This is a genomic window from Mycobacterium sp., assembly GCF_008709575.1.
Lineage (GTDB): Bacteria > Actinomycetota > Actinomycetes > Mycobacteriales > Mycobacteriaceae > Mycobacterium.
This window is the reverse complement of the sequence record NZ_VYIK01000094.1, coordinates 1-8183: the sequence shown is the minus strand read 5'-3', so window position 1 is coordinate 8183 and position 8183 is coordinate 1. Positions and strand designations below refer to the sequence as shown.

Here is an 8183-nt window from a genome sequence, read left to right as displayed (position 1 = left end):
ATATAAATGACGAGGCCGCGCACCTCTACCCTGACTACCCACGGTTTCTGGCCGAGGTAGCGCGCGTGCTGCGTCCGGGCGGGCACTTCCTGTACGCCGATCTGCGCTCGCTGCATCAGATCGGCAGGTGGGAAGCGGATCTCGCCAGCGCCCCGCTTCGTATGGTTTCGCAAGAGATGATCAATGCCCAGATACTGCGTGGGTTGGAGCTCAATTCGGAGCGCTATCGGGACCTGATCAACCGCCACACACCGGCGCCATTGCGTCGCTTTTTCCGCGATATCACCGGAACGAAAGGATCACCGCTGTACGAACAGGTGCACCGGGGCGACGTTTCATACCGACTGTACTGTTTCGCCAAGGATTGACACAAAATTCGACGCATGAAGAACGCTCGCGAGATAGGCTCGGCTTCGCCACCGGACATGTCGTTAATCCGTCCGGCTTGTTCCGATCGTGACCCTCCCACAGGAACCCGCCCTGGCCGACGCGATCGGCAACGCGTTCGAACCCGATTTAATGACATGATGGCTCACATCCGGGACCAACGCGGACTAGGAGCGGCTGAATCGGAACACGATCTTTCGGTTGTAGTAGTAGTCAAGCACGTCCAGTAAGCGACTTTCGTCGAGGTGCCCGGCGGCGAAGGGAACAAAGCCTATTCGCAGTCGGCCGGCGGCAACCCGAAAACCGGCGTCGGAGAACCACTGGGTGACTTGATCGAGCTGGTAAAGCGGCGGGAGGCCCAGCTCCTCGGCGTTTTCCGCATGCCAGGTCACCATCAGTGGGCTGTCGGCGTGCACGCCCATGACCGCGTAATAAACCCCGCCGGGCTTGAGGACCCGGAAGATCGCCGCTGCATGCGCCGGCAGGTCGTCGAGCAGATAAAGCACTTCGTGGCTGAACGCCACATCGAAGCCGCTCCACGCCGTGGGTGGCGCTGCGGCTGCCTCGAATCGCAGGGGGCGGGTCCCCGTCAGTCGGCGTGCGTCCTCGATCGCGCTCGCCGCCGGATCGTAGCCGAAACCTTCTTTGATACCGCAGTCGTCGGCCAGCAGACGCAGAAAGCCACCTCGGTTGCAGCCGACGTCGAGCACTCGTGCCCCGGCGAGGTCGACATCGATCGTGTCCAGCATCGCCTTCCAGACGAAGCGGTGCTCCTCCTGCATCGCCGCATCCTGGGTCGCGCCACGCCAGTACGTCGCACTCATCGTGATTGCCAACGGTAGACCCGGATCGCCGGGTCTGCACCCGGCCGGCAAGATCCGAAAATTACCGCTTTTCCTCCCGAGGCGGCAAATTCAGCGACTCACGGTCGAATACCAGCCAGTCCTCCGCATCGTTCATCACCTGCACACCATCGATTACGGGCACCTTGTGGAGCATTTCTTTGAGGGCTTCCCAGGTCATTCCGCCATACTTAATACCCGGCCGCGCTCGGCTGGTATAAACACGGATCAGCTTAGTAAAATCGCCGGCCTGGAAAACATTCATCAACGGTTGGCCGTCGTCAGCTTGGCCCGGTGCCAGTTCCAGGAATACTTCCCGGCCGGCAAGCGCCGAATCAACCGCGGTCCTGATGTCTTCAGCCGCCGTAGCATCCACTGCGCGTGTGATAAGCCCATTCAGCGCTGCTGGGGTCTTGCCGTGCGTAGCAGACGTCGACGACCCATTTTCGCCGTTACTTTCCGATTTCAGATCGCCAAGGACAACGGGAATCCGGCTTTTATGGATTGCCACCCACTGTGCGTCGCGATTCGATATTATGACCCAGTCCAGCTGGGGCATCTTCAGCGCAGCCGCAAGAGCATTTTCGAACGTACTTCCACCGAAGCGGTCAGGCAGGTCGGAATGCGATTTCGATGTATAGAGCATCATCGCGTGTGTACCGTCCGGCAGCCGGAGCAACGGGGTCGCCTTGAACTCTTTTCCAGCCCGGTATTCGGATGTCAGGCCGAAAAATACCTCGACGGAGCGGAGTGCCCGAAAAAAGTGCCGCGCCAACTCGGGATCGTTATCCTGGGCAGCCATCCGGAGCAGTTCGTCGACACCGCTGGACCCGAAATCATGATCCTCGGTCAAAATCCCTGCCCTCCGTACTCGTTGAGGACCCCGGTGTCCCAGTCGAATATTCCACTGACATCGTAGACCTTGCCTGTCGGGCAGGCAGGATCGAAAGTACACGTTGCCAGGTGGACGTCGCCCATCCCAGCCTTTATCAACTCGCTCAGAAGCGTTGGCTCCGTTACTGTCTGGGGGTCGCCTGTGATGTTGAGCCCATCCGGCGGATAAATCGTGTAGTCGGGGAGTGATTCACCGGGCAAAAAAGTTTTCGAATAGAGGCCCGAGGTATCGCCGCTGGTCTCGATCAAATTCCCCAGCGCGTCGGTGATGGTCGATCCGTGTTCGGCGTATGTCGTGATCGTCGAACCTGGCGGCACCTGCATCATGCCGTGACCACCATAGGCGCCATGCCCGCTGATGTTCGTCCGGTTCTGCGGTGAAGCTCCGAGATCACCGGCAGTCGCGTCCGTCGGGAGCACGGGTGCCGAAGGCTCCTGGGAGGGTGCCGTATGCGGCGTGTGACCAGCGGGCGCGGAGGGCGCCCCGGCCGGTGCCGGCTGGGCCGGCTGTGTTTTGGTCTCGGTGGGGCCGCTCGGTGGTGCCGTTTCGGGTGGCGCCGATGTGGGTTTACCCGCCGCCTGGGGCGGCGCCGCATCCGGTTCACCGTTATGCGGAGGAGGGAGTTCGGGCAGCCGGGTGTCTTTGAGCCCATCGACCATCTCACGCGCGCCGCGGCCCAGCTTGCCCAATTTGGCAGCCGACCCACCCGGAAGCGGCAGGGTGGCGAGGTCGACGGCGCTTCTGCCGGCGGCCTCGGCGGGATTGGTGCCCCACTCGTCCCAGTGCACGGTCTGCTTGCCCAGCTCCGTCCACGCCTGACCGATGCCCGGCGCGCCGTCACCACCGAGCCCGACCAACGGCGCGATTCCCTGCGCCGTCTCCTGCAGGTCGTGGACGTAGCCTTTCGGGTCTAGCACCATGCGTAGCTGCGAGTAGTCCCATGCCGTTTCGGCCATGCCGCCGACTTCAGCGCCGGCTCCTTTCGCGACCTGCCCGAGCTGGTTGACGACCCGGCCGACCTGAGTTCCGTGCACAAACCGGTCCCACTCTTTGTCGGCGTAGTCGGCCATCGCGGTGGCCACGGCGGCGGCCTGCTGCAGCGCCTCGACCATGCGGTGTCCCAACGCGTCGGCTTGTTCGGTGAAGGTGGCGATGACGGTGCGGATGTCGTCGGCGATCTTTTTGATCTCGTCTTCGTCGCGAGCGGTCAAAAAATCCCAGACTTCTTTGAGTCCGGTCAGCGGATTACAGATGCGGCTCAACAAATCCAGGACTGCGCCGTGAACCCGATCGACCTTGGCGGCATAGGCGCTCAGCTGCTGGGCGAGACTCTCGCACTGCTCGGCGATGCCCGTGGTGGCCGACAAGGCGTCGCTGAATGCGGCGTCGATCGCGGCTCCCTCGGGCAGGAGTTGGGCGCGAATGGTGGCCATCGGCGCCGCCGACCCCGCAACCTCGCTGACCTCAAACTGGTTCCCGGCTGCGGCCCAAGCTGCCGCGGCGGCACGCAACCGACCCGAATCCCCGGTCGGCCAGATCATCCCCAGATACGGGGCCACCCAGCCCCAACCCGCCGGAACGCTACCGACCCTGCCGACCGCCGAGGGCGCCGCACCCGCCGCAACCGATCCCGTCGACGGCGGCACCGACAGCGCTGCGCTGCGCCCCGAAATGTCCGAGAACGCCTCGGCCACCGAATAGTTGTGCGCCGAGATCCGCACCCCGTCACCGAGCCGGCACAACCCGTTGCGGGTGGTCGCCATCGCCTCCAGCAACTTACCCGCCGACCTGTCATAACTGCGGCCCAACGTTGCGCCTGCCGGATCGTCACCGGCCATTCCCGCGGTGCCGGACAATGCGGCGGTCAACGACGAGATCGCAGCCCCCAAGTCCGCGCCCACCGACGCCATCGCAAACCCGGCGCCATCCAACGCCAACGGATCGACCACCAGCGCCTCGCCAGCCACAGCGGGAAACTAACCACCAGCCATCACGGCCGCAATTCACCCCAGCGACGACGTCGCTAATCATGAATAGGGCAGGATCGGTGGACATGGATCCTCGGTGGGCGAATCGGGCGGCCAGCGCGGAAGCCGCGGTCACGGCGCGGCATCTGACCCGACTGTGGGCGCTGCCGCGAACCCAGCTCGGTGTGGTGGCCTGGCCGCCGACCCGACGCGACCGGATCTTCGGCCGCTGGCATTACTGGTGGCAGGCACACCTGCTGGACTGCCTGATCGACGCCCAGCTGCGTGACCCGAAACCCGAGCGGCACAGCAAGATCAAACGACAGATCCGCTCGCACCGACTGCGCAACGCCGGGCGATGGGTCAACGACTACTACGACGACATGGCCTGGCTGGCGCTGGCGCTGGAGCGTGCCGCGCGGCTGGTCGGCGTCACGCGGGACCGCGCGCTGAATACGCTGACTGACCAGTTCGTCAAGGCCTGGGTGCCCGAGGACGGCGGGGGCATCCCGTGGCGCAAGCAGGACCAATTCTTCAACACTCCCGCCAACGGCCCGGCCGGGATCTTCTTGGCCCGCTATGGCGACCGGCTGCGCCGCGCCCAGCAGATGGCGGACTGGATCGATGCGACGCTCATCGACCGGCAGACCCACCTGGTGTTCGACGGCATCAAGGCCGGTTCGTTGGTGCGTGCCCAGTACACCTACTGCCAGGGCGTGGTGCTCGGGCTGGAAACCGAGTTGGCCGCCCGGACCGGCGACCCGCGGCACGCGCCGCGGGTGCATCGGTTGGTCGCCGCGGTCAACGAGCACATGGCGCCGGCGGGGGTGCTCAAGGGTGCCGGCGGCGGCGACGGCGGGCTGTTCGGCGGGATCACCGCCCGCTATCTGGCGCTGGTTGCCACCAGCCTGCCGGGGGAAACCGCCGAGGACACCGCCGCCCGCGACACCGCCCGCGCGATGGTGCTGTCCTCGGCCCAATCGGCCTGGGACTATCGGCAGACGGTGGACGGCCTGCCGCTGTTCGGTCCGTTCTGGGATCGCTATCCCGATCTTCCCACTGCGACCGGCAAGCACGCCGAGTTCGTCGCGGGCGCGGTCACCGGCTCGGAGTTTCCCGCCCGCGACCTCTCGGTGCAGCTGTCCGGCTGGATGTTGATGGAGGCCGCACATGCCGTAACGGCGGCCGTCGCTGAGAGGAGCAGTGCGTGAGAAAAGTCCATCCCGACGCAGAGTCCGCCCTGCAGGGCTTGCTGAAGGACGGCCTGACCGTTGCCGCCGGCGGGTTCGGTCTGTGCGGTATTCCGGAGAACTTGATCCAGGCTCTGGTAGACAGCGGTGTCAAAGACCTCACGATCGTCGGGAACAACGCCGGGGTAGACGATTTCGGAATGGGTCTGCTGCTCAAGGCGGGGCAGGTCAAGAAGGTGATCGCCTCCTATGTCGGGGAGAACAAGGAGTTCGAACGCCGGGTGCTGTCCGGGGAGCTGGACTTGACTCTTATCCCCCAGGGCACGCTGGCGGAGAAGTTACGTGCCGGCGGCGCAGGCATTCCGGGCTTCTACACCCGCACCGGCTATGGCACCGTACTTACCGAGGGCAAGGACACCCGGGTTTTCGACGGCACCGCATACGTTCTCGAAGAAAGCATTCGCGCCGATGTGGCGCTGGTCAAAGCGTGGAAGGGGGATCCGGCGGGCAACCTGGTCTATCGCAAGACGGCGCGCAACTTCAACCCGATGGTCGCCACCTGCGGCACGGTGACGGTTGCCGAGGTCGAAGAGCTCGTCGAGATCGGCGAGCTGAATCCCGACCTGATCCACACCCCGGGTATCTATGTGGACCGGATCATCCAGGGCCGCAATTACGAAAAGCGCATCGAGTTCCGCACCGTCAGCACCGGAGCGGAGCACAAGGGCGACAACCCGATTCGGGAGCGGATGGCCCGGCGCGCCGCCGCCGAACTGCGCGACGGCTACTACGTGAACTTGGGCATCGGCATGCCCACGCTGGTGGCCAACGTCATTCCCGACGACATCACCGTGACGTTGCAGTCCGAGAACGGGCTGCTCGGCATCGGTGCCTATCCGACCGAGGAAGCGGTCGATCCGGATCTGATCAACGCCGGCAAGCAGACCATCACCAGCATCGACGGTGCAAGTTTTTTCAGCAGCGCCGATTCTTTCGCGATGATCCGCGGTGGCCACATCGATCTGTCGATACTGGGCGCCCTGCAGGTGGCTGAGAACGGGGATCTGGCTAACTGGATGGTGCCGGGCAAGATGGTCAAGGGGCCGGGCGGTGCGATGGACCTGGTGTCGGGCGTCAAGCGCGTGATCGTGATGATGGATCACACCGCTAAAGACGGCAGCCCGAAGATCCTGCGGCGATGCACGCTGCCGCTGACCGGTCAGGGCGTGGTGGACCTGATTATCACCGACCTGTGTGTGTTCGACGTCGAGCCGGGACACGGACTCGTTCTCACCGAACTGCATCCCGGGGTCACGCTCGAGGAGGTGCGCGCCAAGACCGGCTGCGATTTCACAGTGGCGTTGAGCTAGAGCCGACGCCAGCTCTTTACCCGCCTGCGGCGGGGCTCACGGTGACGTCGACGGTGGTGGCGCCGGGGTCGGAGTCGATGACCAGTTGGGGGGCGTCGGGGGCCGAGACGACCTGTCCGCCGGTGACGCTCACCTGGTAGCCGTGGGGGAACTCGATAGCCGGTACCGCGATGGTGGTCGGCGAGCCGGCGGCGAAACTGCCCGCCCCGTCGACCTTGTCGGTGGAGTAGCTGAACGCGAACGTGCCGTCGTCGAACGACCAGGTGTGCGGGGTGCCCGACACCACCTGCGGGTAGGGCTGGGCGAGGGTCGCCAACTTGGCCGCGTCGACGTTAGCGCCGACCGGCGGATCCTGAGGGTTGTACACCAGATTCGATGGACTGGTCGGGTCGTGGCTGGTGAAGGTCCACTCCGTCCAGCCAATCAGGTGCTGGTCGGCGGGTTGCATCGCGTCAGCGATCACGGTGTCGTTGTCGGTGGCTCCGAACTCGGTCATGAACGCCGGAATATCGCGGAGCTGCGCGTAGGCCTGGGCTTGGGCCGTGACCAGATCTGCCTCGAGTCCGCAGGCGAAGTTGACGCCCAGCACCTGGTCCACGAGGCAGTAGTCGTGGAACGCGAACACGGTGTTGGTTGCGTCGACCGCACCCAGGTGGGTAGGCAACCCGAAGTTGAACAGCACGTTGGGTTCGTAGAAGATCGGTGTGGTGGGGTCGACGGCGCGAATCGCCGAGGCCACCTGGTCGTAGAACGGGGTCAGGTCCTGCGCGTCGAAGGCTGGGCTGCCCAACACGGTCGGTACGCTCATCAGGCCCGGCCAGGGTTCGTTCATGATCTCGAAGCCGACCACGTCGGGGTTGCCGTCGAAGTAGGCCGCCACGGCCTCCCACATCTGGGCGTAATCGTTCTCCAGCCCGACCCCGTTGGGCGCCGTCGCGTTGGACCAGAACGCATCCCAGGCGTTGATCTCGGCGGGATCGGCGACGTAGGTCAACGGAAAGCCCAGTTCGTGGTTGGGCAGCCCGCCGGTTTGCACGGCCCACGCCGGCGCACCATCGCCGCCGAAATAGGCGCTGTAGAGGTCTTGGTGCATGTCGAGGATCACGTAGATGCCGTTGTCTTCCAGGGTGTGCACGGTCTGCGCGAGCGAGGCGAGGTAGGCGTAGTCGATGACGCCGGGCTCGGGCTCCACCCCGGCCCACTGGACGCCGAGTCGCACGACGTTGAAGCCGTTGGCGGCCAAAAACGCCGCGTCTTGGGCACCGAACCCCTCGGCGGAGGGCTCATAGGGCGCCACCTTGTCGACCTCGTTGAGCCCGTGCAGGATGACGACCTGCCCGGCGCTGTTGGTCAACCACGTGCCGGTGGTTTCGACAGGCAGCACGCTGTCACTGCCCGCGCTCGGTGCGGCGCCACCGGCGGCGAGCACCCCGGGCGCACCGACCATGCCGTGGCTGCCCAGCAGGCCCAGCAGGCTGCCGTCACCGCCGGCCCCACCCAACGCGGGCAACGCCGCGGGGTTGCTCGCATCA

Annotated in this window: 6 protein-coding genes and 1 pseudogene; 3 read left to right on the top strand and 4 right to left on the bottom strand. The window is 65.0% G+C overall.

Annotation, left to right across the window (positions count from 1 at the left end; translation table 11 throughout):
* Positions 1 to 368 (top strand): annotated as a pseudogene (locus F6Q13_RS16255) (SAM-dependent methyltransferase); the annotation flags it as partial.
* 186 nt (positions 369 to 554) lie between these two features.
* On the opposite strand, the gene F6Q13_RS16250 reads toward F6Q13_RS16255, so the two are convergent.
* The 3 genes from F6Q13_RS16250 to F6Q13_RS16240 all read right to left on the bottom strand — a co-directional run bounded on the left by F6Q13_RS16250 (position 555) and on the right by F6Q13_RS16240 (position 4091).
* Entirely contained in the window at positions 555 to 1211 is a 657-nt protein-coding gene (locus F6Q13_RS16250; protein WP_293058720.1) for a bifunctional 2-polyprenyl-6-hydroxyphenol methylase/3-demethylubiquinol 3-O-methyltransferase UbiG, read from the bottom strand.
* A gap of 61 nt (positions 1212 to 1272) precedes the next feature.
* Positions 1273 to 2031 (bottom strand): hypothetical protein, encoded by a 759-nt coding sequence (locus tag F6Q13_RS16245; protein ID WP_293058718.1) that lies wholly within the window; start codon positions 2029 to 2031, stop codon positions 1273 to 1275.
* A 47-nt stretch (positions 2032 to 2078) separates the two neighbouring features.
* A complete protein-coding gene (locus tag F6Q13_RS16240) occupies positions 2079 to 4091 on the bottom strand; it encodes a putative adhesin (RefSeq protein ID WP_293058715.1) in 2013 nt (670 codons plus the stop codon).
* Positions 4092 to 4177: 86 nt separating this feature from the next.
* Between F6Q13_RS16240 and F6Q13_RS16235 the strand changes: the two genes are divergently transcribed.
* Together F6Q13_RS16235 and F6Q13_RS16230 are read left to right on the top strand one after the other, a co-directional pair.
* Positions 4178 to 5302: a glycoside hydrolase family 76 protein gene (locus F6Q13_RS16235; RefSeq protein ID WP_293058713.1), complete on the top strand. Its 1125-nt coding sequence runs from the start codon at positions 4178 to 4180 to the stop codon at positions 5300 to 5302.
* Positions 5299 to 6651, top strand: a complete 1353-nt coding sequence (locus F6Q13_RS16230; RefSeq protein ID WP_293058711.1) for a 3-oxoacid CoA-transferase — start codon at positions 5299 to 5301, stop codon at positions 6649 to 6651. Before F6Q13_RS16235 ends, F6Q13_RS16230 begins: the two co-directional genes overlap by 4 nt.
* Before the next feature lie 16 nt (positions 6652 to 6667).
* Here the strand turns inward: F6Q13_RS16230 and F6Q13_RS16225 are convergent.
* Positions 6668 to 8183 (bottom strand): cellulase family glycosylhydrolase (locus tag F6Q13_RS16225; RefSeq protein ID WP_293058709.1); only part of this gene is annotated, 1516 nt, incomplete at its 5' end.